We start from the raw sequence: 22,338 nt of genomic DNA on the forward strand, positions 1-22,338 counted from the left end.
ACGGCCATGACCGAGCGCGCCACCACCCTCGGAGTCGCGGTCATCGGTACCGGCAGGATGGGCGCCGACCATGTGCGCCGCCTCCACGAAGTCACCAGCGGAGCACGGGTGACAGCCGTCGTGGACGTCGACGCGGAACGCGCGAAAGCCGTCGCCGCCCGCGTCGGCGGCTGCACCGCCTACACGGACCCGGCCGCCGCGATGGCGGCGGCCGACGTCGACGCCGTCCTGATCGCCTCACCGGGCCCGGCCCACGAGGCCACCCTGCTCGCCGCCTTCGAGCACGATCTGCCCGTCCTGTGCGAGAAGCCGCTCACCCCCGACGCGGCCTCCGCCCTGCGCGTCCTCGAAGCCGAAACGCGCCTCGGCCACCGCCGGGTCCAGGTCGGCTTCATGCGGCGCTACGACCCCGAGTACGTGAAGCTGAAGGCCCTGCTGGCCACCGGCCAGCTGGGCCGCCCGCTGATGGTGCACAACCGGCACCGCAACGCGGCCAGCCCGCCCTTCTTCACCAGCACCATGCTCGTCACCGACTCCGTCGCCCACGAGGCCGACGCGACGCGCTGGCTGCTCGGCCACGAGATCACGGCCGTCACGGTGCTGCGCCCGACCCCGTCCGCCAATGCCCCCGACGGGCTGCGCGATCCGCAGTTCGTCGTCTTCGAGACCGACGGCGGCGCCCTCTCCGACGTGGAGATCTTCGTCAACTGCGGCTTCGGCTACCAGGTCCAGGCCGAGGTGGTCTGCGAACGCGGCACCGCCCGCGTCGGCGACGGCCACGCCCTGGTCACCAACATGGCAGGCCGCTGGGGCGGCACCATCGCCCAGGACTTCACCGAACGCTTCGAGACGGCCTACGACCACGAGATCCAGGCCTGGGTCGACGCCACCCGGCGCGGCGAGGTCACCGGCCCGGGCGTCTGGGACGGCTACGCCGCGGCGGCCGTGTGCGAGGCGGGCGTACGGGCGCTGGAGGACGGCGGGCGGGTGGAGGTCGAGCTGGTGGAGAGACCCGCGCTGTACGCGTGAAGAGGGCCCGGGGCATGTCCCGGGCCCTTTCCGCGTGCGTCAGACCCGGGCGGAGCCTGTCGCGCCGCCCGCCCAGGGTCGCCCCGTGCGCGGTCGCGGCGTAGCGTGATCAGTGCCTCCGAGAGGAGTGGTGATGGGCACGGCACGCGACTTGATGATCGTGGCGATGGACGGGGCCGCCGGCCGGCCGGTCACGCAGGGTGAGCTGTCGCTCGGGCTGGCCGGGGCCGAGGTGATCGACCTGCTCGGTGCCGAGGTGGTGACCCTGGACGGCGACCGCATCGTGTCCCGCCCGGCGCCGCCCCTCGACGACCCGCTGCTGGAGCAGGCCGCGACCGCGCTGGTGCGTGACCAGCCGTACGAGCCGATCGAGGACTGGCTGTGGCGCAGGGGCCGTGGACTGGCCCAGGAGTACCTGACCGTGCTCGAGGAAGAGGGGGTCCTCGCACGGCCGCGGGCCTCCTGGATCCGCTTCCGCAGCACCTTGCCGACGCCGGTCGAGTCCCCTGCCCGGCAGCGCGCCCGGCACCGCCGGACGACCGACGAGCCGGTGCTCGCCACACTCGCGGCGGCCGTCGGAGCACGCGACGAGGTGCCCGAGGACCTCCCGGTGCCCGACGACGCGGCCCAGGCCGTGTTCGCCGCGGTGGTCGACGCCGTGGCGGAACTGGGCGCCGTCCGCCGTCGACGGGCCATCGAGGACGAGGCGTTCGCCAACGTCTGGCGCGCTCCGTGAGCCGTGGGTGCCAGGACCCGCCCCCCCGGAGCGGAACGTCAGACCGCCCGCACCTCCTCGATGGTCACGGGACGGTGCTCGTGCAGCGACAGGGTGCACGCGTCGGCGATCCAGCCCGCCTCCAGGGCGTCCTCGATCGTGCAGGGGGAGGGGCGGGTGCCGGCGACGACCTCGGTGAACGCGGTCAGTTCGGCGCGGTAGGCCTCGGTGAAGCGGTCCATGAAGAAGTCGTGCGGGGTGCCCGCGGGGAAGGTCACGCCCGGCTCGACCGAGCGCAGCGGCAGCTTGTCCTCCAGGCCCACGGCGATGGAGTCCGTGAAACCGTGGATCTCCATGCGGACGTCGTAACCACGGGCGTTGTGGCGGGAGTTGGAGACCACCGCGATCGTGCCGTCGTCGAGGGTGAGGATCGCGCCGGTGGTGTCGGCGTCGCCGGCCTCCTTGATGAAGTCGGCGCCGCGGTTGCCGCCGACGGCGTACACCTCCGTCACCTCACGGCCGGTCACCCAGCGGATGATGTCGAAGTCGTGCACCGAGCAGTCGCGGAAGATGCCGCCGGAGGCGGCGATGTACGCGGCCGGCGGCGGCGCGGGGTCCAGCGTGGTCGACCGCACGGTGTGCAGCGTGCCCAGCTCACCGGCCTGGACGGCGGCCCGTGCGGCGACGAACCCGGCGTCGAAACGGCGGTTGTAGCCGATCTGGATCGGCACGTCCCTGCCCTGGACGGCCTTGAGCACCTCGACGCCCTCGCTCATCGTCTTGGCCACGGGCTTCTCGCAGAAGACGGGGACACCGGCCTCGACCCCGGCCAGGATCAGCGCCGGGTGGGCGTCGGTCGCCGCCGCGACGACGATGCCGTCCACGCCGGCGGCCAGCAGGGCCTCGGGCGAGTCCACGACCTCGGCGCCGAACCGCTCGGCCGCGGCCTTGGCGGCACTCGCGAACGGGTCGGTGACGACGAGCGACTCGACGGCGTCGAGCCCGGAGAGGGTCTCGGCGTGGAAGGCGCCGATACGGCCGAGGCCGAGGATTCCGATACGCATGGGTATTGCTCCTAGGTGTGAACGGGGGGTGGTGCTACGCGCTGTGTTCCTCAGTCGAGTCCGCCGAGCACGTTCTGATCCCAATCGATGATCGACCCGGTGACCACCCCGGACCGGTCCGACAGCAGGAGGACCACGAAGTCGGCGATCTCGTCCGGCTGGCCCAGCTTGCCCATCGGCAGCTTCTCCGCGGCCTGCTCACGCCAGTCGTCCCCGGCCCCGTGGAAGGCCTTCTGGGTGGCGTCCTCGCCCTCCGTCGCGGTCCAGCCGATGTTCAGCCCGTTGATCCGGACCCGGTCCCACCGGTGCGCGTGCGCGGCGTTGCGGGTCAGCCCGATCAGCCCCGCCTTCGCGGCGACGTACGGCGCGAGGAACGGCTGCCCGCCGTGTGCCGACGACGTGATGATGTTGACGACGGTGCCGGGCGCCTCGCGCGCCACCATGTCCGCGACCGCCGCCTGCATGGCGAAGAACGGTCCCTTGAGGTTGATCCCGATGTGCTGGTCGAACAGCTCGGGCGTGGTGTCCAGCAGCGTCCCTCGGGAGGTCAGCCCGGCCGAGTTCACGAGGCAGTCGACACGGCCGTACGCCTGGACGACCCGGGCCACGGAGGCCTTCGCCTGCTCGGCGTCCGACAGGTCGGCCCGAATGTACAGGGCCTTGCCGCCTGCGGCGATCAGCTCCTCCACCAGGGCCTCGCCGGGTTCGGGGCGCCGCCCGGTGACGGCCACGACCGCCCCCTCGCGGACCGCGGCCCGCGCGACGGCGGCGCCGACGCCCTGGCTGCCGCCGTTGACCAGGACGATCCGGTCGTCCAGAAGTCCCATGAGGTTCCTCAGCTCTCTCGCCGTTCGGTACCGGCCCGCAGCTCCGCACGGAGCGCTTCCGGGGTCCACTCCTCGCGCAGCGCCCGCCGCAGCAGATCCGCCTGCGAGGGCGGGGCCAGGCCGTCGACCGGCGGGTCGCTGTCGAGGTTGGTGGGGAAGGGATAGCCCTCGGCGCTCGCCGCGATCACCCGGTCCAGCCACGCCTGGTCGGCGCCCCCGGCCCGGCGCTCGGCCAGCACCGGGTACACCGCGTTCGCCACGGCCTCCCGGTCCACCGTCTCCATCGCGCGCCCGAACGCGGACGACACCTGCAGCAGGTTGGCCATACGCCGGATGTCCGCCGAGCGGTTGGTGCCGGCGGCGTGGAAGAGGGCCGGGTTGAAGAAGACCGCGTCGCCCTTCGCGAGCGGCAACTGCACCTGGTGCGCGTCGAAGTACGCCCGGAACCCGGGGAGCCGCCAGGCGAGATAGCCCGGCTCGTACTTCTGCGAGTGCGGCAGATACATCGTCGGCCCGGACTCCACCGGCATGTCGCAGTGCGCGACCGCGCCCTGGAGGGTCAGCACGGGGGAGAGGCGGTGCACGTGCGCGGGGTAGGCGGCGGCGACCTCGTTCGGCAGGAAGCCGAGGTGGTAGTCGCGGTGCGCGCTCTGCGCGGCGCCGCCCGGGTTGACCACGTTGAGCTGGGAGGTGACCTGGTAGCCCGGGCCCAGCCAGGCCGTGGCCACCAGCGCGAGCACCTCGTTGGCGTAGTAGTCGGCGAAGGCCTCCGCGTCGTACAGGGCCGCCTTCTCCAGCGCGTTCCACACCCGGTCGTTGGCGCCAGGCTTCGCGAAGTGGTCACCGGCCGTCGCGCCCGAGGCGCGCTGCTCGGCGATCAGCGCCTCGAACACGGCGGTGGCCCGGTCCACGACGTCCGGATCGGGAAAGGCACCGCGGAAGACGACGATGCCGGGACCGTCGGCGAGCGCCCGGGACAGCTCGGCCTGGACCACCCGGTCGCCCTCCAGCAGACCGGTGTCGTAGACCGGCACGTTCCGCTCCACGGCGGAGGCGTGCGGATAGTCGGCGGGATCCGTCGTCTGCTCGACCAGCGAGCGGAACGCGTCGAGATCGCAGTCCTGCTCGGACAGCCAGGCACGGTGGTGTACGGAAGTGAAGGACATCGTCGTCCCTTCGGGGTCACGGAGCGACGCAGCCCTGTCATTCTTGTCAGTACAAACCCCTCGAACAACCAGCAGGCAGCCATCAAAAACCCCTCAAGGAGCCGGCGCATGGGCCACCCCTTCCCGATCCGGGAGATCGCCCGTCAGGCGGGACTGAGCGAGGCGACCGTCGACCGGGTGCTCAACGGCCGGGGCGGGGTGCGGGAGAGCACCGCGCGGGAGGTGCGCCGGGCGATAGCCGACCTGGACCGGCAGCGCACCCAGGTCCGGCTCGTCGGCCGGACCTTCATGGTCGACATCGTGATGCAGGCACCCGAGCGCTTCACCACGGCGATCCGCGCCGCCCTGGAGGCCGAGCTGCCGTCCCTGCACCCGGCGGTGCTGCGCTCCCGCTTCCACTTCCGCGAGACCGGCCCGGCCGGGGAACTGGTGCGGACCCTGGACCGCATCGCCCGGCGCGGCTCGCAGGGCGTCATCCTCAAGGCCCCGGACGTCCCCGAGGTCACCGCCGCCGTCGGCCGGCTCGAAGCCGCAGGCATCCCGGTCGTGACCCTGGTGACCGACCTGCCCGCCAGCGCCCGCCGCGCCTATGTCGGCATCGACGACCGGGCGGCGGGGGCGACGGCCGCGTATCTGATGGGACAGTGGCTCGGCGACCGGCCGGGCAACATCCTCACCAGCCTCAGCAGCGGCTTCTTCCGCAACGAGGAGGAGCGCGAGATGGGCTTCCGCGGCGGCATGCGCGCCCGGCACCCCGAGCGCACGCTGGTCGAGATCGCCGAGGGACAGGGGCTGGACGCCACCCAGTACGACCTCGTCCGGGCCGCGCTGGAACGCGACCCGGACATCCGCGCGGTGTACTCGATCGGCGGCGGCAACATCGCCACACTCAGGGCGTTCGAGGACCTCGGCCGCGAGTGCGCCGTGTTCGTCGCGCACGACCTCGACCACGACAACACCCGGCTGCTGCGCGAGCACCGCCTGTCCGCCGTGCTCCACCACGACCTGCGCCAGGACGTACGCGAGGCCTGCCACACCGTCATGCGGGCGCACGACGCGCTGCCGCCGGCGGGTCCGACTCTGCCGTCCGCGATCCAGGTGGTGACGCCGTACAACATGCCGCCGCAGGCCCCGGGCGTGTGAGGCGGGGTGCCTTACCGTCGTGCCCATGTGGACATCGCGCCCGGACGGCGGGCCCGACCGGTTGCTGACGCTCGCCGACGGCGTGTTCGCCATCGCCATCACCCTGCTGGTCCTGGACCTCTACGTACCGCGCGGACTCGACGCGGCCCAGTACGACCAGGCGCTGCGCCGGCTGCTCCCGGACCTCGGGGCCTACGTGCTCAGCGTCACGGTGCTCGGCAGCTTCTGGCACGACCATCGCAGGATCTTCCGCGATGTGCGGGAGGTCGACGGACAGGTGATCACCCTGTGCATCGCCGGACTGGGTGTCGCGGCCCTGGTGCCCTTCCCCACCAGGCTGCTCGCGGAGTACGGCGACGAGCCCGTCTCGGTCGCCGTCTACGCGGCGGCCGTCGCCGCGATGGGCGCCGGCCACCTGGCGCTGGCCGCCGTCCTGGCCAAACGCCCCTGGCTTCGCCACGGCACCCCGTCGGAGGCCGGCACCACGCTCTACCTCCTCGACAGCGCCACGATGGTGGTGGTGTTCGCCGTGACCGTCCCGCTGGCCCTGGTCGTGGGGTCGCACGCCATGTGGCTGTGGCTCGTTCTCGTCCCGGTGAGGTTCCTCCTCGGGCGCCGCATCCAGAAGCAGGCCTGAGACGTCAAGCCCCCGCGGACACGTCCGCCCACGCACCACTGGCCGCCGACCGCGCCATCGCGTCCAGCGCGGCCGCACTGTGCACGGCGTCCGTGAGCGTCGCCCCGTGCGGGGTGCCCTCCGCGACCGAGCGCAGGAAGCGGTACGCCTCGATGACCTTCAGGTCGTCGTACCCCATCGAGTTCGCCGCCCCGGGCTGGAACGCCGCGAACTCGCCGTGGCCCGGGCCGACGTACACCGTGGTGACGGACTGGTCCTGGTACGTCGTGCCGCGGCTGACGCCCAGTTCGTTCATGCGGCGGAAGTCCCAGAACACCGCGCCCTTCGTGCCGTGCACCTCGAAGCCGTAGTTGTTCTGCTCGCCGACCGAGACCCGGCAGGCCTCCAGGACACCGCGCGCCCCGGAGGCGAAGCGCAGCAGGCAGCTGACGTAGTCCTCGTTCTCGACGGGGCCGAGTTCCCCGCCGGAGGCGCGGCTGTGGCCCGCCGTGGCGCCGGTCGGGCGGGCCCGCTCGGGCAGGAAGACCGCCGTGTCGGCGGTGAGGGAGGTGATGTCGCCGAGCAGATGCCGGGCCAGGTCGGTGCCGTGCGAGGCCAGATCGCCCAGCACCCCGCTGCCGCCACGCTCCCGCTCGTACCGCCAGGTCAGCGCACCCTCGGGATGAGCCGCGTAGTCGCTGAACAGCCGGATGCGCACATGGGTGACCGTGCCGATCTCCCCGGAGGCGATCAGCTCGCGGGCCGCCTCGACGGCGGGCGCGTTGCGGTAGTTGAAGCCGACGGTGCCCTGCACACCCGCCTTCGCCACCGCGTCCGCCACGGCGCCGGCGTCCTCGGCGGTCAGACCCACCGGCTTCTCGATCCAGATGTGCTTGCCCGCCTCGGCCATGGCGACGCCGATCTCGCGGTGCAGGAAGTTCGGGGCGGTGATGCTGACCGCCTTCACGCGCGGGTCGGCGACCACCTCGCGCCAGTCACGCGTCGTCGAGGCGAACCCGAACCGCGCGGCGGCCTCCTCGGCCCGGCCCGGCACCTCCTCGGCGACCGTCACCAGCTCCGGGACGAGGGGCAACCGCGGAAAGTGGTGCCGCACGCGCGCGTACGCCTGGGTGTGCACGCGCCCCATCCAGCCGAATCCGATGACGGCGACGCCGAGCGTGTCCACCATGAGAGCCCCTCTTTGGACCGTTCCAGAACCTGTCCAGCCCACCCTGAGCGCGGTTTCCCGTGGATGTCAAGCCTTTGACAAGCCGCCGGCATCCATGGAACGGTCCATCCATGAGACCGCCGACGATCCGTGACGTGGCCGATCGGGCCGGTGTCTCCAAGTCGCTGGTCTCCCTGGTGCTGCGCGGCTCCGGCCAGGTGCGCCCCGAGAAGCGGGACGCCGTGCTCCGGGCCGCCCGGGAACTCGGCTACCGGCCCAACGCCGCGGCCCGCAGTCTCAGCGAACAGCGCACCCGCACGGTCGGCGTCCTGCTGAACGATCTGCGCAACCCCTGGTTCGTCGACCTCCTCGACGGCCTGAACTCCCTGCTGCACGCCCACGGTCTGCACATGCTGCTGGCCGACGCGCGCCTCAACCGCCGCACCGGCCAGGACCCGGCCGACCCGCTGCTGGACCTGCGCGTCGACGGGCTGGTCGTGGTCGGCACCCTGCCCGACCCGGCGGCCCTCGGCGCGGTCGCCGCGCGCATGCCGGTCGTCCTGGCGGGCGCCCGCGAGCCGGTGCCGCCCGGGGTGGACCAGGTCGCGGGCGACGACGAGAAGGGCGCCCGGCTGGTCACCGAGCACCTCATCGGCCTCGGCCACCGCCGCATCGCCCACCTGGCCGGCTACGGCGCCGTCGGCGAACTGCGCCGCCGCAGCTTCGAGGCGACGATGCGGGAGCACGGCCTGGCGGACCGGGCCGTCGTCGAGAGCGGCGACATGACCGAGGAGGGCGGCTACCGCGCCGCCGTCCGCCTCCTCAACCGCCCCGACCGGCCCACGGCCGTCTTCGCCGTCAACGACATCACGGCCGTCGGAGTGCTCTCGGCGGCCGAGGAACTGGGGCTGCGCGTCCCGCGCGACCTGTCCGTCGTCGGCTACGACAACACGAGCATCGCGCGCCTGCGGCATGTCTGGCTCACGACGGTCGACAACGCCGGCCATGAGGTCGGCCGTCGCGCGGCCCGCTGCCTCCTGGACCGCTTCGAGGGCTCCGGCGGAGCGGCAGGCGTCGGACTGGCCACGCCCACCCTGGAGATCCGGGGGTCGACGGCGCCTCCGCCCGCCCGCTGAACCGGTACGTCCCGCTCAGGGAGTGATCGCGTAGGCCCTGTGCGGCGTCTCGTGCACCGTCCACGTCGTACGGTCGCCCCCGCGCGGGACGGCCATGTCGCCGGGGCCGACCGTGAGCGTCGGCCCGCCCTCGACGGATGCCGCTCGCCCTGACCTTCACGGCCGTCTTCCCGACCGGCGTCGCGATCGTCTCCATCCGCTCGGCCCCGCGGAGCCGCGTCACCGCCGTCGGCCGGACCTCCGGCATGGGCCGCTTCGGCGCCGTCATGAGGCCGTGGCGCGGCGGCCAGTTGCTCGCCGCGAACAAGGGCGACCGGGGCTTCACCGCCTTCACGCAGGCCGGTCGCGGACGGCACGGACCGGGCACTGATCGGCGCCTACTGACACCTCACCAGGTGTCCGTCTCAACCTGTATGCCCTGGTAGGGAGTTGCCGTCGACTTAGCGTATTGTTTGCGGCATATGCCCGGGAGTGAAGCTCCCCAGGGCGCGCGATCGCGCAGGCGAAGGGAACCACGACGTGGAAGAGACGCGGCACCGACCCGTCCGGCGTGCCGGACTGATCGGGGGTGCCGTCCCGGCACTCCTGGCCGTCGCGGCCTTCGCCGGCCACGCGACCAAGGCGGAGATCCCCTGGTGGGCGGTCCTCGCCGTCGCCGTCTCGACGGCGGGCCTCGCCGGCCGGACCGGGGCCCAGACAGGCCGGAGCCACCACGAGGGCCGCGAGGCCGAGGCCCCTCCCCGGGTGCGGTAGGGTTGACCTGCGTGATCACGCGGTTCACCCCGCGCGGGACGCATCGGGACGTGGCGCAGCTTGGTAGCGCACTTGACTGGGGGTCAAGGGGTCGCAGGTTCAAATCCTGTCGTCCCGACAGTGTGAAGTCTCAGGTCAGGGGCCGCTTCAGAGGACATCTGAAGCGGCCCTTTGATCGTTCCTCGCCCGATGGGACGCGGAGCTGACCCGTACCGCCGAGGCCGGACGCGAGCTCGCCCAAGCCCTGACGTCTTTTCAGCGGCTGTCGGCCACCTCGCGTTCCTGGAACTCGCGAGGGGAGAGCCCGTGGAAGCGGGAGAAGGCGGCACTGAACGTGGGGAGGTGCGCGTACCCGATCCGGCGCGCGACGGCACTGGGCGGGGCGCCCCCGGCGAGCAGGTCGCGGGCGATGCGCATGCGGGCGGCATAGCGCCAGCGACTGAGTGTCATGCCTGTCTCGTCGCGGAAGGCGCGGTGGATCTCGGCACGGACATCGGCATCATGTGTCCCGCCGGGCTCGCCGATGCGACGCAGGCACTCCATCGCGACAGCACGCGCGCGCGGATGGGTGGGCATCGGCACCGACAGCGCTCGCTGCGCGGCGACCTGTTCCGTGAACAGGTCGAGGATGTGGCGGGGGTCGTGCTTGTCGGGACGCAGTCCGGACCGGGCGCTGATCGAGCAGAACATCAAGTAGTCGTCCCACGCGGGCGAGAACCGCACCTGCAGCGGCGCGGTCAGATGGAGGTCGGCGGTACTCGCGTTGCCCAGCGGCAGGGAGACGGAGTTCTCGCGGAGGCCGGTGACATGTTCCGTGTCCGCCGGGATCCAGGTCGCCACGCCTCGCTCCCGCTCGTAGCGCCGGTCGCCGATGTCCAGGTACCCGCTTCCTCGGTACATCCAGCTGAGGACGTGGATGTCGTTGGCATGTGACGGCGTGCTGGCCGCGGGCAGGGTCTCAGGCGCGGCGGGGGTGTCCGTCCCGCGCATCATCCGGACCAGGTCGTCGGTCTGCCGTGCCGCCGCCGCCCGTTGCGTCAGCCCACCGGCGCCAGGCCGGGCGACCGGTCCCCGTCCGAACTCGTGGGGGGTCAGTCCGAACTGTCCCTTGAAGGCCCGCGTGAGGCCGTTGCGACTGGCGAAGCCCACCAGAGCGGCCACCTGGTCCACGTCGTAACCGGCGGCGAGGAACTCCACGGCGGCACCGAGCCGGCAGAGCAGCCGCCACCGCTCGAACGTGAGCCCGGTGTCGGCGAGGAAGTCACGGCGAAGGGTGCGCGCGCTGCAGAGCACCCGCGACGCCCATCGCTCGACCGTGAGGTCGAGCCCGGGGTCGCGCATCAGTTCCTCGGCGACCGCTCTGGCGCCGCGGGCTCGCGGCATCGCCGGGGAGGCGAACCTCTCCGGGCTTGCCTCTCGCCCGGCCATGGCGGGCGCCGGCGGGCCTGAGCCGGGACGCCGAAGAAGCTCCTCGATCGCCTCGGGGGAGTACCCGCGGCCGCTGAACGGAGTGACCTGCAGGTTGAAGAGCTGGATCAACCAGTCCTGCCAGCCGCTGGGAACGTCGAACCGCGTCAGTTCCGACAACCCCCGAGCGCCGACGCCCGCGTGGGGGCACAGCGGGAAGGCGACCGTTCCCGGCTCGGTGGTGATCGCCCGCTCCGCCCGGCCGTCAGCGGGAATCCAGGCGCCTTCGCCGGCCCTGAGGTGGAGCACCGGCCCGCCGTCGAGGCGCACGTGTGCCGTGCCGGTGCGCACCCACAGCAGCAGCGGTCGAACGGGCGCGTCCGCCGCACTCCACCGCGCACCCGGAATCGGCGGAGGGCGGCCGGAACCCGCGGCGAACGATGAGGGCATGGCCATGTCCTAACCGTACGGCAGTCTGCGCACACGATCCGAGGTAAGGTTCCCCTAACCTTACCTCTGCGCGCCCTCCTGACAGCGGCGCGCGGCTCCTTCTCTCGAAGCGATGAGAAAGTTCGGTTTCCCGCATGCCCAAGACCTCGCGCCGGCTCACCGTGCACCCGCCGACCCTGCGTGAGGTCGAGGTGGTCCGGACCGTCGACATCACCCCGGGGATGCGGCGGGTCACGCTGAGCGGCGAACAGCTGCGTGCCTTCACCACCGCGGCCGGCTTCACGCGGCCGGCCTTCGAGTCCCAGGGCTTCGACGACGACCTCGGGCTCTACTTCCCGTACCCCGGTCAGCGCGATCCGGTGCTCCCGGTCCAGGGCGAGGCCAAGTTGACCGTGCCCAGGGATCCTCGACCGCTGTCGCGGGCCTACACGGTCCGCCGGTGGGACCCCGAGGCGGGCGAGCTGGACGTGGACTTCGTCAGGCACGGGGTGGGCGCGGGAACGACGTGGGCCTACCGCACCCGGCCGGGTGACCGGATCCACCTCAGCGGCCCGAGCACGTCGAAGGCGTTCCCGGTCGGCGCCGACTGGTGGCTCGTGGCAGGCGACGACACCGCACTCCCCGCGATCGGCCGCCTGCTCGACGAGCTTCCGTCCGACGCCCGGGCGCAGGTGTTCATCGAGATCGCCGAGGAAGCCCACCGCCAGGAGCTGCGCGAGCTGCCCGGGGTGGACGTGACGTGGCTGGTCCGCCCCGGAGCGACGGCCGGGACCGCCTCGCCGCTCACCCAGGCCGTCCGCGGTACGCGGTGGTGGCCGGGCCAGGCGTTCGTGTGGCTGGCCGGCGAGCACACGGCCGTCCGGGACATCCGCCGGCACCTGGTCGAGGACCGAGGTGTGCCCAAGGAGGACATCGACTTCGCCGGCTACTGGCGTCGCTCCTCGGTCGTCACCCTGGAGACCGACGGGGCGATACCCGACCCGGAGAAGACGGTCACCCCGTTCCAGAAGCTCCACGACCTGACCGAGCTCGTCGCGCCGATCGCGATCCGCACGGCCGTCGAACTGGGCGTTCCCGACCTGATCTCCCGCGGTGTGACCGGCGTGACCGAGCTGGCCGCCAAGGCGGGCGCCGACGAGCGCGCTCTGGGCAAGCTGCTGCGCTACCTGCACACCCTGGACGTGGTGACCGAGACGGAACCCAGGCACTACGCCCTGACGCCGGTCGGCGAGGTCCTCACCCTCGAGTTCATCGCCGACGCGCTCCACTCCACCGGAGTGGTCGGTCGCGAGATGCTCGGCATCCACGGACTCACGGAGTCGGTCCGCACCGGCCGGTCCTCCTACGCCTCGGTCACCGGCCAGACCTTCGCCGACGTACGGGCCGAACAGGACTACGAGAACCGTCACCTGGAGCGCCTGGCGAAGTTCCAGCCCGCACTGGCCGGACCGATCGCCACGTCCGGCCTGCTCGCCGGAGTCCGGCACCTGGTGATCCACTCCGGTGGTGCCGGCGCTCACGCCCGTGAGTACGTCGCGGCCCACGAGAGCCTACGCGTGACGATCTGCGCCCTGCCCGCCCAGGCCGACTGGCTGCGCCGCGACCTGCCCGCCACGATTCCCGACGAGTCGCAGCGCACGCGGGTCGGCGTGCTGGAGCAGTCCGTCTTCGAGGCCGGCCCGGCAGCCGACGCCGTGCTCATCAGCCGCGCCTTCAAGACCCTGCGCGACGCCGACGCCGCTCACGCACTGCGCCGGGCAGCCGAGAACCTCACCCCCGGCGGACGAGTGCTGCTGATCGAGGAGGTCTTCGACACCGACGACCTCGACGAGCACGACGGCGAGGCAGACCTGATCGGCCTGGTCTGCCACGGCTCCGGCCTTCGCACCGCGGCGGAGCTGGACGCCGTCATCGCCCGGGCCGGCCTCACGCGCCGATCGGCGCGCACCGTCGGCCTGGGTGTCACCGTCCACGAACTCGTCCGCTCCACCGCTGACTGATCCCCTCCACCCAGGGACTCCTCCCCCAGGGAAGAAGAGAAGGAAGAACCACCATGAGCAGCACCCCCAGAACCAGACGCGGCACGGCCCTTGCCGCCGGGCTGATGAGCGCGTCGCTCGTCCTCACCGCCTGCGGCGGTGAAGGCGACGACACCGGCGACAAGGGCGCCGAGACCCGCAGCGTCAAGGCCGAGAACGGCACCATCGAGATACCCGCCGACCCCCAGCGGATCGTCACGATCGGCAACACGAACCTCCCCTTCATCGATCTGGGTGGCAAGCCGGTGGGCGTCACCGAGGTGTCCGACTCCGAACTCGACGTGCTGCCCGAGGAACAGAAGACCGCGTACGAGGCAGCCGAGGTCATCGGCAGCAGCGGGGGTGAGGTCGACCTCGAGAAGCTCGCCGGCCTCAAGCCGGACCTCATCCTGGTCCAGTTCCACTCGAATGACTGGGACAAGGTCGGCAAGCGACTCGAGTCGATCGCCCCGACCGTGTTGTGGGGGCTCGACACCGAGTGGAAGGCCTTTTCCGGCGAGATCGCGGAGGCCGGCAACGTCACGGATGCGCTCAGCCGGCAGAAGGCGGAGTTCAAGAAGAAGGTCGCCAAAATCCAGGAGACCTACGGCAAGACCATCGACGACACTTCGTTCGTCGACATCTCCCGCGGAGACTGGAGCGATCCCGGAACGTTCTACATCGCGGACATCGGCTGCTCCGAGATCGCCCGGGACGACATCGGCCTCGACCTGCCCGAGGCGGCCGAGGGCAAGGACCCCCTGGCCTACGAATCCCTGCCGTTCGAGCAGATCAGCGAGCTGTCCAAGTACGACGTGATCACCTACCCCGTCGACGCCGACGGCAAGCCGACAGAGCCCTTCGAGCCGGTGACCGAGACCAACACCTGGAAGGCGCTGCCCGCCGTGAACTCCGGTCGCGCTCTGGGAGTCTTCTGCCCCGGCAACAACTCCTACGGGCCCGTCCTTGAGTACCTGGACTCGCTCGACAGTGCTCTGGCGACGCTCTCCAAGTAAGAGACCCTCACTCGCAACATGAAGCTCGTGGACGCAACGGAAGCGGCGGCTCTGGCAGAAGAGCGGCAGCCACCGGTCTCGCATCGGCGCCGCCGCGTCATCGGACTGGTCGCGGCCCTGGCCGTGTTGATCGTGCTGATGGTGCTCAGCCTGATGGTCGGCTCCAAGGCGATACCGGTCCCGGTGATCTGGGACGCACTGTTCAACCCCTCTTCCAACCCTGATCAGTTCGCGATCCGCGACTTCCGGCTGCCGCGCACGGTCGTGGGTCTGGTCGTCGGCGTCGCACTCGGTCTGTCGGGCGCGCTGATCCAGGCGCTCACCCGCAACCCCCTGGCCGATCCGGGTGTCCTCGGCGTCCATGCCGGTGCGTCCTTCGCGGTGACGGTCGCCGTGGGCCTGCTCGGCGTCCGCGAATCGCAGGGCTACATGTGGTTCGCGTTCGCGGGGGCACTGATCGTCACGCTCCTGGTGCTCGCCCTCGGGTCGACACGGAAGGGCTCCTCGCCGGTGGTGATGGTGCTCGCCGGGGTCTGCGTCGGTGCCGTGCTCGGCGGCGCCAGGGAGGCTCTCCAGTTGACCGACCCGGACGCCTTCGACGCGATGCGGTACTGGAACGCCGGGTCGATCGCGGGTCGCCCGCTCGAGGTCGTATGGCCGGTCCTGCCGTTCTTCGCGGTGGCACTCGTCCTGGCCTGCGCGGTGTCGGGCCCGCTCAACGCTCTGGCTCTGGGCGACGAGTTGGCGGTCGCCCAGGGGGTCCGGTTGGCACGCACCCGTGTGCTCGCGGTGATCTCGCTCAGCCTCCTTGCCGGTGGCGCCACCGCGATCGCCGGGCCCATCGGATTCGTCGGACTCATGGTGCCGCACGTGGCCCGCTGGATCGTCGGCCCGGACCAGCGCTGGATCTTCGCCCACAGCATCCTCCTCGCCCCGAGCCTGCTGCTGGTCTCCGACATCCTCGGCCGCGCCGTGATGAGACCCGGCGAGATCCCCGTGGGTGTCGTCACCGCCTTCGTCGGCGCTCCCGTCCTCGTCGCGCTGGCGCGGCGGAAGAAGGCGAGCGGACTGTGAACACGGACCTTCCGCGGGTGGACTTCGGGCGGCGGGTGCTGGTGCTGCGGCACCGGCGGATCGCGGTCCGGCTCCAGTGGCGCTCGGTCGTCGTCTGCACGGTGCTCGCGGTCGCGATCGCCGGTACGGCGGTGCTCGCGCTGATGACCGGCTCGTACGCGCTGAGTCCCGGGCAGGTGCTCTCCGCACTGACCGGCCGGGAAACCGGCTTCGTCCGCGAGATCGTGGTCGAGTGGCGGCTGCCCCGGGTGGCCGCGGCGCTGGTGTTCGGCGCGGCTCTGGGCGTGAGCGGGGCGGTCTTCCAGTCGCTGCTGCGCAACCCTCTCGCCGACCCCGGCATCATCGGGTTCTCCCAGGGCTCCTACACCGGCGCGCTGGTCGTGATCCTGGTCGTCAACGGCACCTACGCGCAGCTGGTCGGCGGGGCGTTGCTGGGCGGGATGGCCACCGCCGTGGCCGTGTACCTGCTCGCCCACCGGCGAGGGGTGCAGGGGTTCCGGCTGATCGTCGTCGGCATCGGCGTCTCGGCGATGCTCGACTCGCTCAACACCTGGCTGATCCTCAAGGCCGACCTGGACCAGGCGATGTCTGCGGCAGCGTGGGGTGCCGGGTCGCTCAACGGCCTGTCCTGGGACCAGGTCGTCATCGGCGGCGCCTGCATCGCCGTACTCCTGCTGCTGGCCGGGATGTTGAGCCGGCCGCTGCGGCAGATGCAGCTGGGTGACGACGTGGCCGCCTCGCAAGGGGTACGGGTCTCGCCCGCACGTCTGGGCCTGATCCTGGTGGGAGTGGCGCTGACGGCGACGGTCACGGCCGCGTCGGGGCCGATCGTGTTCATCTCCCTGGTCGCCCCCCAGATCGCACGCCGACTCGCCCGCACCGCCGGGATCACCCTCGCCCCCGCCGCCTTCGTCGGGGCGCTGCTGTGCCTGGCGTCGGACTACCTCGCCCAGCACGTCGCCCCCACCCCGCTGCCGGTCGGCATCATCACCGTCGTGCTCGGCGGCGGATACCTCGGATACCTGCTGTTCACCGAAGCAAGGAGACGCCTGTGAGCGCAGTCCCGACCGACACCGCGCGCCTGAGCGTGCGGTCGGCGACGATCGGCTACGACAAGCGGATCATCTCCGAGCACCTCTCGGTGACGATCCCCGACGAGTCGTTCACGGTCATCGTCGGCCCCAACGCGTGCGGCAAGTCCACCCTGCTGCGCGGCCTGTCCCGACTGCTGAAACCGTCGGCCGGGCAGATCGTCCTCGACGGCGCCGACATCAACTCGTACAGGACCAAAGAGGTGGCGCGGCGGGTCGGACTGCTGCCGCAGACCTCGATCGCCCCGGACGGGATCACCGTCGCCGACCTGGTGGCCCGGGGACGGTACCCCCACCAGGGGTTCATCCGGCAGTGGACCGAGGACGACGAGCGGGCCGTGCTCAGGGCGATGCGCCAGACCTCGGTCACCGACCTGCACCACGCCGGTCACACCCTGGTCGCCGTACTGCACGACCTGAACCACGCCGCCCGCTACGGCACCCACCTGATCGCCATGAAGGACGGCGCCGTGGTCGCCGAGGGCACTCCGGACGAGGTCGTCACGGCCGAGTTGGTCGAGGAGGTGTTCGGTCTGCGCTGCCTGGTGACGCGCGATCCGGTGGCCGGCAGCCCCCAGGTGGTGCCGCTCGGCCGCGAGCGAACCCGGCACAGGTCCGCCGGCAACACCGATGCGGAGAACTCGATACATGTCTGATCCGTCTTTCGAGAAGCTGTCGACCGGTGAGTGGAGCCCGGAGAGGTTCGGACGACATCTCCAGGAGACAGGTGCGCCGCTTGTCGAGCGGGTCTCCGCGGACGAGGTGGAGGTCACCTTCGTCGACTTCGTCGACGAGCCCGGAGACGACACGACGGTCACCCTCTCGGTGGTGATCGGCCCCAGAATCGGCTTCAACCCGATCGACACGGAGTTCGCCCCGGTCGCGGAGACAGCTTTCCGTACTCTGACCCTGCGGATGCGTTCCGACCTGCGCTTCTCGTACGTGTTCGTACGACGTGGGCCGACGGGTGAGGGTGAACAGGTTGCTGACCCGTTCAACCCGCCGCCGAGGTTCTCGGAGTGCGCGGTGGAGCGGTTCTCCGGGGCCTCGGTGGCCGTGCTGCCCGACGCGGTGCCGTTGCCCTGGCTCGACCGGGCCGAAGCGCGGCCGGCCCCGGCGGTGGAGCCTGCCGTGCTGAAGAGCGAGTTCCTGGGAGACGAATGCCGCATCTGGGTCTCGATGCCCCCGGGAGAGTTCTCGGACGAGAGCGAACTGCCCTTCGTGATCCAGTTGGACGGGACACCGGAGCACAGCGCGCCGAGCGTTCGTGACGCCCTTGTCGAGGCGGGACTGATCCGGCCCTGTGCGGTGGTCCTCGTCGATCAGCTCGGACCGCGGCGCTACCAAGAGCTGCTCTGCAACCCGGCGTTCTCCCGGATGCTGGCCGAAGAGCTGCTGCCGTGGCTCCACCACCGGTATCCGCTCTCGCGCGACCCCGCCGACGTCGCGCTGGCCGGCGAGAGCTTCGGCGGTCTGTGCGCCGGCTGGACAGCGCTCCACCACCCGACGGCGTTCGGCAACGCCATCCTCCAGTCCCCGTCGTGCGGGTACCACCCCGACCTCACGTGGGGCACCGGGGCAGGTGAGCTGCTGCGCCGCGCCCCCGTACCGACACTGATCGCCGACTTCCTGGCCGAGGAGACGGCACCGATCCGCGTCTTCCACGACGTCGGTGAGCTGGAGAGCTCGCTCACCCACAGCCGCTGGCTCGACCACGTGCTCACCGGCAAGGGGTACGACACCCTCTACCGGGAGTTCGCCGGCGGACACGACTACGCGTGGTGGCGAGGACTCTTCGCCGATGCGCTGCTCTGGTGCTTCCCGCTCTTCCCGCTCAGGAGCAGGGACGGGAGCCAGGCGTGAGCAGCTCTTCGCGTTTCTCGGGCGCTGACCCCGCGGGACTGGGGCGAGGGCCTTTGACCCGCCGGCTGCCCGTGCTGCTGCAGGCGCCTCCCGAACCGACCGAGGCTCCTCCGTACGAAGCCGGGGCGGGGGTCACGCCGGGTCGGTTCCTGCTGCGCGCGATCTTCTCGGTGAAGCGGGTCACCGTTCCGGCGATGCTGCTGGCGGTCGTGTGGCAGGTGGGCGAGTCGGCGGTCCCTGTGGTGATGGGGGTGGCCATCGACCGGGCACTGGCGACCGGGGACGCGGGGCAGCTGGTGCTGTGGCTCGGCGTGCTGATGGGGCTGTACGTCGCGTTGACGATGGCGGCGAAGCTGGCGAACCGGCTGACCTCGTATGCGGTGCAGCTGGTGCAGCACCGGCTGCGGAGCACCCTCTCGACCGCCGTGCTGCATCCGGTCGGCGGCGCGGCCCGGGCGCCGGACGGCAGCGTCGTCTCGGTGATGACCAGCGACGTCGCCCGCCTGGCCAACGCGGTGATCCTGGTGATACTGCCGGTCTCCAGGATCGCGGCCATCGGGTTCATCGCCGTATCGCTGCTGGCGACGCACTGGCTGCTCGGGATTGTGGTGCTGCTGGGAGCGCCTGCCGCGGTGTGGCTGATGGGCGTGCTCAGCGAGCGGCTCTCCCGGGACACCCGCGCGTACCAGGAGCTCTTGGCCTCCACCGTCGGGCGGGCCACGGATCTGGTCGCCGGCTACCGGGTGGTCAAGGGCATTCGTGCCGAGGCCGAGGCGACCACGAGGTACCGGGAGGCGAGCCAGGAGACCCTCGTCGGGGCCAAGCGCAATGCGGGGCTGCTGGGGAGGTTCCTCGCGGGCTCGGGTGCGGTCAGCGGCACGTTCGTCGCCGCGGTGATGGGGCTGGCGGGCTGGTTCGCCGTGGTCGGGCGGCTGAGCATCGGCGAGCTGATCGCCGCCGTCGGCCTCACTCAGGCGCTGTTGCCGCAGATCCAGTCGATCGCGAGCGCCTCCATCCCCAACCTCGCCGGAGCGCGCGCCGCGTCCGCGCGCGTCATCGACGTGCTGCGCGGCAGCGGCGGCGGGAGCCCCGGGCAGGACGACAGGACAGGGGCAGAGGTCGCGCGGCTGCCGGTGGTGGAGGTGTCCGCGCCAGGTGCGACGATCCGGGTGGACCCCGGAGAGCTCGTGGGCGTGCGCGCCGACGACCGGACCGCCGCCCGCATCGCCCGGGCCCTGCTGGACCCGCGGGCCGGCGGCGAAGTGGAGGCACGGCTCGACGGACACCCGGCGCGTGAGCTGACCGCGGAGGAGTACCGCTCCCGGGTCACGGTCGCCCCGCACCGGGCCACCCTGTTCAGCGGAACGATCCGCGACAATCTCGGCGTAGGCGCGCCCGAGTTGGTCGATGCCGCGGTGCGAGCCGCGGCTTGCGAGGACTTCGCCGCCGATCTCGCCCTCCCGGTCGGCGAGGACGGCAACCGCCTCTCCGGCGGCCAGCGCCAGCGGATCGCGCTCGCCCGCGCACTGGCGAGCGATGCGCCGGTACTCGTACTGCACGACCCGACCACGGCGGTGGACCCGGTCACCGAGCACGCGATCGCGGTACGTCTGCCCGGCGCCCGCGCGGGCCGCTCCACGCTGCTGATCGCCACGTCCCCGGTGCTGCTCGGACGCTGCGACCGCGTCGTAGACCTGTCCGAGGACGCGGACGCACCTCTGCACGGAAGGACGGTGGGATGAGCGTGGCATCCGCTACGACCGGGCACGCGCTGCCCGTCGCGGGCGGCCGGGCGACGGCCAGGGAGGTCCTGCGGCTCAGCCGCGGACACCGGCTCCGGCTCGCCGCCGTCGGCGTGATCGGGATCGTCAGCACCGCCGTCGACCTGATCCCGCCGGTGGCGATCGGGTACCTCGTCGACCGGGTGCAGGCGGGCACCGCGGATCTCGGCACCGTCCTGACGGTCACGGCCGTCATGGCGCTCTCGGGCGTCCTCGGTGCCGCGGGCACCGCGGTGGCGATCGTGCACGCCACCCGCATCTACCACACCGTCCTCGCGGCGCTGCGCGAGCGGCTCGTGAGCCGCGCCATGCTGCTCCCGCAGCACCTCGTCGAGCGCGCCGGTACGGGGGACCTGATATCCCGTTCCAGTGACGACGTCACCGCCGTCGCCGACGCCGCCCCCGCGGTGATTCCCGCGCTCACCGTCACCGCGTTCACCATCGTCGTGTCACTGGGCGGGCTCGCGGCGCTGGAATGGCCCTACGCGGCCGCGTTCGCCGTCGTACTGCCCGTCTACGCGCTCGCCATGCGGTGGTACCTGCGCACCGGGCCCCGGGTGTACCGGGCCGAGCGTGCGGCGATGAGTGGGCGTGCCCAGCAGATCCTCGAGTCCCAGCGCGGGTACGCCACCGTGCTCGGCTTCGGGCTCGCCGAGCAGCGTCATCGCGCCGTGATGTCGGACTCCTGGGGCGTCGCGGTGCAGTCGCTGCGGGCACGCACCGTGCAGAGCATGCTCAACGCCCGGCTCAACCTCGGCGAGTGCCTGAGCCTGGCCGCCGTGCTCGTCGTCGGATTCGTCCTCGTCGACCGCGGATCCTCAACCGTCGGCGGTGCCACCACCGCCATGCTGCTCGTGCTGCGCCTGCTGGGGCCGGTCAACCAGCTGCTGTTCGTCATCGACACCCTTCAGTCGGCCCTCGCCTCGCTGAGCCGCATGATCGGAGTCGTCACGATCCCGACGGCGGACGCGGCCGACGCGACGACGACTACGCCAGACCCGCCAGACCTGGCAGACCCGGCCGACACAGCCACCGCCGTTCGGCTCCGCGAGGTCGCGTTCCGCTACGCCGGTGGTCCGCTCGCGCTCGACGACATCGGCCTCGACATCCCGGCTGGTCAGCGCCTCGCGATCGTCGGCCCGTCCGGGGCGGGGAAGACCACGCTCGCCGCCGTGATCGCGGGTGTTCACCGACCTGACGAAGGGACAGTGACCCGTCCCTCCGGCACCGCGGTGATCACCCAGGAAGTACACGTGTTCGCCGGGACACTACGAGAGAACCTCACGCTCGCCGCCCCCGACGCCACCGACCGCGAGATCCGCGCCGCGCTCGAAACCACCGGCGCGGCCGGTCTGCTGGACCTGTCGGCAGATGCCCTCGACACGGTGGTCGGCACCGGCGGACACCCGCTCACCGAGGCACAGGCGCAACAGCTCGCCCTCGCCCGTCTGCTCCTGGCCGACCCGGAGTTGGCGATCCTCGACGAAGCCACCGCCGAGGCCGGTTCCGCCCACGCCGAGCGGCTCGACCGCGCCTCGGAAGCGGTCCTTGCCGGCCGGACCGGCATCGTGATCGCTCACCGGCTCTCCCAAGCCGCCACGTGCGACCGGATCGTGGTCATGGACGCCGGCCGCGTCACCGAGACCGGCACCCACGACGAACTCCTCGCCGCCGACGGCACATACGCCCGGCTGTGGGCGGTGTGGCAAGCCGGGCAGCACATCAGCACGAACAGGTGAGGGTGGCGCCGGACCGTCTTCGGGCAACGGAGCAGCCACAAGTCGCGCCGGCCGGGCGGAGCCCGATCCAGGGTCCTCCGTCCCTCCGCTGAGTGGCCGTCACCTGGGCCTGTGGCGCAGCGAACCGGCGATCGCCGGCCAACGGAACGTGCCCTATGGGGACCAGTTGGGGGCTGGCGCCTTCGACACCCTCGCCGAGGCGTCAACACCCTGCTCGTTGATTCACTCTCGGATTCACCTGGACGGTCGATTCGGTGCGATATGTCCTTGATGTTGCATTGC

Annotated in this window: 20 protein-coding genes, 1 tRNA gene and 1 pseudogene; 16 read left to right on the forward strand and 6 right to left on the reverse strand. The window is 71.8% G+C overall.

All coding sequences use genetic code 11. From position 1 onward, the window contains the following. Positions 1-6 precede the first annotated feature (6 nt). Together ACZ6I3_RS06220 and ACZ6I3_RS06225 are read left to right on the forward strand one after the other, a co-directional pair. Positions 7-1,029, forward strand: coding sequence for a Gfo/Idh/MocA family protein (locus ACZ6I3_RS06220; protein WP_469412158.1), 1,023 nt, complete (start codon positions 7-9; stop codon positions 1,027-1,029). A 133-nt stretch (positions 1,030-1,162) separates the two neighbouring features. Further along, positions 1,163-1,765 (forward strand): GOLPH3/VPS74 family protein, encoded by a 603-nt coding sequence (locus ACZ6I3_RS06225; RefSeq protein WP_469412160.1) that lies wholly within the window; start codon positions 1,163-1,165, stop codon positions 1,763-1,765. A gap of 38 nt (positions 1,766-1,803) precedes the next feature. On the opposite strand, the gene ACZ6I3_RS06230 is transcribed toward ACZ6I3_RS06225, so the two are convergent. Genes ACZ6I3_RS06230 through ACZ6I3_RS06240 form a run of 3 tightly spaced genes read right to left on the reverse strand, consistent with a single transcriptional unit; the run spans position 1,804 to position 4,801 of the window. Further along, positions 1,804-2,808, reverse strand: coding sequence for a Gfo/Idh/MocA family protein (locus tag ACZ6I3_RS06230; protein WP_469412161.1), 1,005 nt, complete (start codon positions 2,806-2,808; stop codon positions 1,804-1,806). A 50-nt stretch (positions 2,809-2,858) separates the two neighbouring features. Then, a complete protein-coding gene (locus tag ACZ6I3_RS06235) occupies positions 2,859-3,635 on the reverse strand; it encodes an SDR family oxidoreductase (protein ID WP_469412162.1) in 777 nt (258 codons plus the stop codon). Positions 3,636-3,643: 8 nt separating this feature from the next. Next, on the reverse strand, positions 3,644-4,801 hold the full coding sequence (locus ACZ6I3_RS06240; RefSeq protein WP_469412163.1) for a phytanoyl-CoA dioxygenase family protein: 1,158 nt from the start codon (positions 4,799-4,801) through the stop codon (positions 3,644-3,646). A 108-nt stretch (positions 4,802-4,909) separates the two neighbouring features. On the opposite strand from ACZ6I3_RS06240, the gene ACZ6I3_RS06245 reads away from it, so the two are divergent. Both ACZ6I3_RS06245 and ACZ6I3_RS06250 read left to right on the forward strand, forming a co-directional pair. Next, a complete protein-coding gene (locus ACZ6I3_RS06245; protein ID WP_469412165.1) occupies positions 4,910-5,944 on the forward strand; it encodes a LacI family DNA-binding transcriptional regulator in 1,035 nt (344 codons plus the stop codon). A 25-nt stretch (positions 5,945-5,969) separates the two neighbouring features. Beyond that, positions 5,970-6,581, forward strand: a complete 612-nt coding sequence (locus ACZ6I3_RS06250; protein WP_469412167.1) for a TMEM175 family protein — start codon at positions 5,970-5,972, stop codon at positions 6,579-6,581. A 4-nt stretch (positions 6,582-6,585) separates the two neighbouring features. Here ACZ6I3_RS06250 and ACZ6I3_RS06255 read toward each other — a convergent pair whose 3' ends face one another. Then, positions 6,586-7,749 (reverse strand): Gfo/Idh/MocA family protein, encoded by a 1,164-nt coding sequence (locus tag ACZ6I3_RS06255; protein ID WP_469412170.1) that lies wholly within the window; start codon positions 7,747-7,749, stop codon positions 6,586-6,588. A 110-nt stretch (positions 7,750-7,859) separates the two neighbouring features. On the opposite strand from ACZ6I3_RS06255, the gene ACZ6I3_RS06260 reads away from it, so the two are divergent. Then, positions 7,860-8,864, forward strand: a complete 1,005-nt coding sequence (locus ACZ6I3_RS06260; protein ID WP_469412172.1) for a LacI family DNA-binding transcriptional regulator — start codon at positions 7,860-7,862, stop codon at positions 8,862-8,864. A gap of 15 nt (positions 8,865-8,879) precedes the next feature. Here ACZ6I3_RS06260 and ACZ6I3_RS06265 read toward each other — a convergent pair. Beyond that, positions 8,880-9,017, reverse strand: a pseudogene (locus ACZ6I3_RS06265) (cupin domain-containing protein); the annotation flags it as partial. Here ACZ6I3_RS06265 and ACZ6I3_RS06270 point away from each other — a divergent pair. The 3 genes from ACZ6I3_RS06270 to ACZ6I3_RS06280 all read left to right on the forward strand — a co-directional run bounded on the left by ACZ6I3_RS06270 (position 9,002) and on the right by ACZ6I3_RS06280 (position 9,735). Further along, positions 9,002-9,289: a hypothetical protein gene (locus ACZ6I3_RS06270; RefSeq protein WP_469412173.1), complete on the forward strand. Its 288-nt coding sequence runs from the start codon at positions 9,002-9,004 to the stop codon at positions 9,287-9,289. The pseudogene ACZ6I3_RS06265 and the gene ACZ6I3_RS06270 overlap by 16 nt on opposite strands. Before the next feature lie 94 nt (positions 9,290-9,383). Next, a complete protein-coding gene (locus tag ACZ6I3_RS06275) occupies positions 9,384-9,617 on the forward strand; it encodes a hypothetical protein (protein WP_469412175.1) in 234 nt (77 codons plus the stop codon). A gap of 44 nt (positions 9,618-9,661) precedes the next feature. Beyond that, positions 9,662-9,735: transfer RNA gene (locus tag ACZ6I3_RS06280), tRNA-Pro, on the forward strand. A 137-nt stretch (positions 9,736-9,872) separates the two neighbouring features. Here ACZ6I3_RS06280 and ACZ6I3_RS06285 read toward each other — a convergent pair. Beyond that, positions 9,873-11,480 (reverse strand): helix-turn-helix domain-containing protein, encoded by a 1,608-nt coding sequence (locus ACZ6I3_RS06285; RefSeq protein WP_469412176.1) that lies wholly within the window; start codon positions 11,478-11,480, stop codon positions 9,873-9,875. A 128-nt stretch (positions 11,481-11,608) separates the two neighbouring features. Between ACZ6I3_RS06285 and ACZ6I3_RS06290 the strand changes: the two genes are divergently transcribed. Genes ACZ6I3_RS06290 through ACZ6I3_RS06325 form a run of 8 tightly spaced genes read left to right on the forward strand, consistent with a single transcriptional unit; the run spans position 11,609 to position 22,056 of the window. After that, the gene (locus tag ACZ6I3_RS06290) at positions 11,609-13,474 is read left to right on the forward strand and encodes an SIP domain-containing protein (RefSeq protein WP_469412178.1); all 1,866 of its coding nucleotides are present in this window, start codon (positions 11,609-11,611) and stop codon (positions 13,472-13,474) included. Between the two features lie 53 nt (positions 13,475-13,527). Beyond that, positions 13,528-14,508, forward strand: a complete 981-nt coding sequence (locus tag ACZ6I3_RS06295) for an ABC transporter substrate-binding protein (protein WP_469412180.1) — start codon at positions 13,528-13,530, stop codon at positions 14,506-14,508. A gap of 18 nt (positions 14,509-14,526) precedes the next feature. Next, the gene (locus ACZ6I3_RS06300) at positions 14,527-15,582 is read left to right on the forward strand and encodes an iron chelate uptake ABC transporter family permease subunit (protein ID WP_469412182.1); all 1,056 of its coding nucleotides are present in this window, start codon (positions 14,527-14,529) and stop codon (positions 15,580-15,582) included. Between the two features lie 17 nt (positions 15,583-15,599). Then, entirely contained in the window at positions 15,600-16,637 is a 1,038-nt protein-coding gene (locus tag ACZ6I3_RS06305; RefSeq protein WP_469412482.1) for a FecCD family ABC transporter permease, read from the forward strand. Next, a complete protein-coding gene (locus ACZ6I3_RS06310; protein ID WP_469412184.1) occupies positions 16,634-17,329 on the forward strand; it encodes an ABC transporter ATP-binding protein in 696 nt (231 codons plus the stop codon). The genes ACZ6I3_RS06305 and ACZ6I3_RS06310 overlap by 4 nt, the downstream gene beginning before the upstream one ends. Then, the gene (locus ACZ6I3_RS06315) at positions 17,322-18,536 is read left to right on the forward strand and encodes an alpha/beta hydrolase (protein ID WP_469412186.1); all 1,215 of its coding nucleotides are present in this window, start codon (positions 17,322-17,324) and stop codon (positions 18,534-18,536) included. The genes ACZ6I3_RS06310 and ACZ6I3_RS06315 overlap by 8 nt, the downstream gene beginning before the upstream one ends. Continuing rightward, a complete protein-coding gene (locus ACZ6I3_RS06320; RefSeq protein WP_469412187.1) occupies positions 18,533-20,278 on the forward strand; it encodes an ABC transporter ATP-binding protein in 1,746 nt (581 codons plus the stop codon). The genes ACZ6I3_RS06315 and ACZ6I3_RS06320 overlap by 4 nt, the downstream gene beginning before the upstream one ends. Next, positions 20,275-22,056 (forward strand): ABC transporter ATP-binding protein, encoded by a 1,782-nt coding sequence (locus ACZ6I3_RS06325; protein ID WP_469412190.1) that lies wholly within the window; start codon positions 20,275-20,277, stop codon positions 22,054-22,056. The genes ACZ6I3_RS06320 and ACZ6I3_RS06325 overlap by 4 nt, the downstream gene beginning before the upstream one ends. Positions 22,057-22,338: the final 282 nt, after the last annotated feature.

The organism is Streptomyces sp. NPDC041940 (assembly GCF_055589465.1).

Excerpts from the sequence above, each read along its gene's own strand:
- ACZ6I3_RS06260 (WP_469412172.1), top strand. The coding sequence starts at position 7,860 with ATGAGACCGCCGACGATCCGTGACGTGGCCGATCGGGCCGGTGTCTCC.
- ACZ6I3_RS06295 (WP_469412180.1), top strand. The coding sequence starts at position 13,528 with ATGAGCAGCACCCCCAGAACCAGACGCGGCACGGCCCTTGCCGCCGGG.
- ACZ6I3_RS06290 (WP_469412178.1), top strand. The coding sequence starts at position 11,609 with ATGCCCAAGACCTCGCGCCGGCTCACCGTGCACCCGCCGACCCTGCGT.
- ACZ6I3_RS06245 (WP_469412165.1), top strand. The coding sequence starts at position 4,910 with ATGGGCCACCCCTTCCCGATCCGGGAGATCGCCCGTCAGGCGGGACTG.
- ACZ6I3_RS06315 (WP_469412186.1), top strand. The coding sequence starts at position 17,322 with ATGTCTGATCCGTCTTTCGAGAAGCTGTCGACCGGTGAGTGGAGCCCG.
- ACZ6I3_RS06255 (WP_469412170.1), bottom strand. The coding sequence starts at position 7,749 with ATGGTGGACACGCTCGGCGTCGCCGTCATCGGATTCGGCTGGATGGGG.
- ACZ6I3_RS06325 (WP_469412190.1), top strand. The coding sequence starts at position 20,275 with ATGAGCGTGGCATCCGCTACGACCGGGCACGCGCTGCCCGTCGCGGGC.
- ACZ6I3_RS06230 (WP_469412161.1), bottom strand. The coding sequence starts at position 2,808 with ATGCGTATCGGAATCCTCGGCCTCGGCCGTATCGGCGCCTTCCACGCC.
- ACZ6I3_RS06250 (WP_469412167.1), top strand. The coding sequence starts at position 5,970 with ATGTGGACATCGCGCCCGGACGGCGGGCCCGACCGGTTGCTGACGCTC.
- ACZ6I3_RS06220 (WP_469412158.1), top strand. The coding sequence starts at position 7 with ATGACCGAGCGCGCCACCACCCTCGGAGTCGCGGTCATCGGTACCGGC.
- ACZ6I3_RS06225 (WP_469412160.1), top strand. The coding sequence starts at position 1,163 with ATGGGCACGGCACGCGACTTGATGATCGTGGCGATGGACGGGGCCGCC.
- ACZ6I3_RS06235 (WP_469412162.1), bottom strand. The coding sequence starts at position 3,635 with ATGGGACTTCTGGACGACCGGATCGTCCTGGTCAACGGCGGCAGCCAG.
- ACZ6I3_RS06285 (WP_469412176.1), bottom strand. The coding sequence starts at position 11,480 with ATGGCCATGCCCTCATCGTTCGCCGCGGGTTCCGGCCGCCCTCCGCCG.
- ACZ6I3_RS06240 (WP_469412163.1), bottom strand. The coding sequence starts at position 4,801 with ATGTCCTTCACTTCCGTACACCACCGTGCCTGGCTGTCCGAGCAGGAC.
- ACZ6I3_RS06270 (WP_469412173.1), top strand. The coding sequence starts at position 9,002 with ATGCCGCTCGCCCTGACCTTCACGGCCGTCTTCCCGACCGGCGTCGCG.
- ACZ6I3_RS06300 (WP_469412182.1), top strand. The coding sequence starts at position 14,527 with ATGAAGCTCGTGGACGCAACGGAAGCGGCGGCTCTGGCAGAAGAGCGG.